3 protein-coding genes are annotated in these 2,174 nt (G+C 39.8%); all 3 read right to left on the bottom strand.

Annotated elements, in window-relative coordinates; genetic code table 11:
- Positions 1 to 56: 56 nt before the first annotated feature.
- On the bottom strand, positions 57 to 449 hold the full coding sequence (locus tag CV944_RS16780) for a hypothetical protein (protein ID WP_199170468.1): 393 nt from the start codon (positions 447 to 449) through the stop codon (positions 57 to 59).
- Positions 450 to 777: 328 nt separating this feature from the next.
- Positions 778 to 1,350 carry a hypothetical protein gene (locus CV944_RS16775; protein WP_033025178.1) on the bottom strand — a complete coding sequence of 191 codons (573 nt, stop codon included), beginning with the start codon at positions 1,348 to 1,350 and terminating at the stop codon, positions 778 to 780.
- The gene (locus tag CV944_RS16770) at positions 1,337 to 2,167 is read right to left on the bottom strand and encodes a hypothetical protein (RefSeq protein ID WP_233205259.1); all 831 of its coding nucleotides are present in this window, start codon (positions 2,165 to 2,167) and stop codon (positions 1,337 to 1,339) included. Before CV944_RS16770 ends, CV944_RS16775 begins: the two co-directional genes overlap by 14 nt.
- Positions 2,168 to 2,174: the final 7 nt, after the last annotated feature.

The following is a 2,174-nucleotide window of genomic DNA, read 5'->3' as shown; positions in this document are numbered from 1 at the left end:
CTTCCTCTCGATTGGAAATCCGGGATGGCCGCTGCTTTGTTTGAGTATGCCCAAATTTATGGAAGGCGTATGTATAATTTTGGATAATCAACACTCGTGCTGTCATGGTTCAAATTTTCGCCAGTTTGTATCATTTCAGCCCTTTTCCCTGACATAGACATCATGGCAATCTCAATCACTTCCCTTAACTGCTCTTCAGAAAAATCTGCAATGTTTATCCATCCTCGTCGATCAACGTTATATCCTTTTTTCTTTATGATTTCACTATCCATATACTTGCCATTTACATATCCATTTCCACTAGGTGATAACTCCCTAGCTAATATTTTCCCTCTTTGCAAGCTTTCTGGATAAACATAATTTACTCGATTGTTACTTATAGGCTTTTCTTGTAATTGCTTAAATGACCGAAAAATAGCTTTCTTATGCTCAAAGCTCAGCATGTTCATTCCTCTCCCCCCATATCTTTAATACGATGCTCCTTGGCCAGCGATTCCCGATTCACGGGAAAAAAGCAGGGCTTGCCATATCTTCGCCGTAAGCAGTGTGAAATGGCAATTATACTCTATCGTGTTCATTTTAAAACTCCCAAATAACTAAATTCTTTTGTACCAGGCTGTTTTCTGCAATAACCGTTTTCTCTTTCGCCGTTTCTCCATTTATCCAACTCCGCTAGACGGAATATTACCATCCGAAGAGACATTTCTATTTTGATCCCTACGCACCGCCCTCCTCAGTCTGTCAACTGTTTTCATTTCCCTAATTCCAGTTTATCTGTCACAAACGATGCAACTCATCAAACACCCTATCCTTAATGTTCGTTGATGTAATGGATAATAAGTCAATTTCCTTTGAAATAACTTCTTGAATTTTACCATATTTTTCCGAAGTTTTTTCATCATTTGGAACAGTTCTAAACACTCCATTTTCAAGTTCATGGTCAGTAAAGTTATCGCCATCGTATAAAGGCCAATAGAAAAACCAATGTTCAGAAACGCTCGGCGGTTTATCCCAATGTTCAAGGGTTGAATATACGTATTTGCATAACGTCATCCGTGGTTCTTCTTCAAATGAGATTTCAACTGCATAGATTGGGTCGTTTTTCAACCCATTCCCCGACTGGCAAGGAGGCGCAGAATCTCTCTGATATAGCTTGATAAAAGATTGAATGAACCAGCCTCGATACTCGCGGTCTGATTTCCAACGCAAAAATTGCGGGGTCACCGGAACAAATCCACATTCGACCGATTGACGGTCCATTTCCGCCAACAGTTTATCGACACTCTCGTACGTTTTTCGCACAACCTCGAAAGCGTTTTTTATGTTTTCCTGTACGCTAACAGAATTCATAATACCCCTCCTTTTCAATACGGTTGGCACTTAAATGAAAAAACTGTTCATCTGTATAAAAATGAAAGTAGGAGCAGTGGTCAACTAAAGGACAAGCAAGGCTTTGAAAGTTTTGAAAACGATCAAATCCCTTTTTTCTCAATAAAGCAACCAAATCTTTCAGCATTAACCTTTCAAACTCATTCAATGTTTCATTTTTTTGCACGTACACCATTTGATGGAGCACTTCTTGCCACGATAAATACCCAAAATGAACACCGCTTGGCAGTTTTCTGTTTTCCATCACCTTTTTAGCAATCATATTCACTTCTGGTTCCGTTCCTAATAAGAGCAAAAACTTTGGCGTCTGCCCTTTACCCTTTAGTAAATCACTCGCTTCTCGCTCCAATTGATCGTCTGATGATAAAGGACTATGGTATTTCACTTCGATTCCTATGATCAAATGATCCAATTCAAGTAAAACATCGATTTCACTTCTTTCTCCCTTGACCCAAAACTTAACCTTATCCCCTATAAACTCGTCTTTTTGCATCTCCAAACCATTTATGAACACCGTTTGATCAGTTTGAGAAAAAAATACAGCCTTGCTTAAAATCGGCTTAATCCCTTTGTGAAAAGGGAGATAACGCGACGTACCAAATACGTTCGCTGTCAGCTGATCTTCAAGCCGCTCGCTTAAATTCGAACCGTCTGATGATATTTTTCCGTGAAAATCCCCACCACTGGGTGAGTGCGGTATACGCTCCTGATCCGTGAGGGTATACTGAAAATGGCCAAAAAAGGCAATAGGAAAGCAGAGGTGCCCGATTTTAGGCATCTCGTAT

The organism is Geobacillus sp. WSUCF-018B, from assembly GCF_002809985.1.
GTDB lineage: Bacteria > Bacillota > Bacilli > Bacillales > Anoxybacillaceae > Geobacillus > Geobacillus thermophilus.
Note: the sequence above shows the minus strand (reverse complement) of the source record. Positions and strands in the feature narration are given on the sequence as shown.

Coding starts and splice junctions, on each gene's coding strand:
- CV944_RS16780 (WP_199170468.1), bottom strand. CDS start 449: ATGAACATGCTGAGCTTTGAGCATAAGAAAGCTATTTTTCGGTCATTT.
- CV944_RS16775 (WP_033025178.1), bottom strand. CDS start 1,350: ATGAATTCTGTTAGCGTACAGGAAAACATAAAAAACGCTTTCGAGGTT.
- CV944_RS16770 (WP_233205259.1), bottom strand. CDS start 2,167: ATGCCTAAAATCGGGCACCTCTGCTTTCCTATTGCCTTTTTTGGCCAT.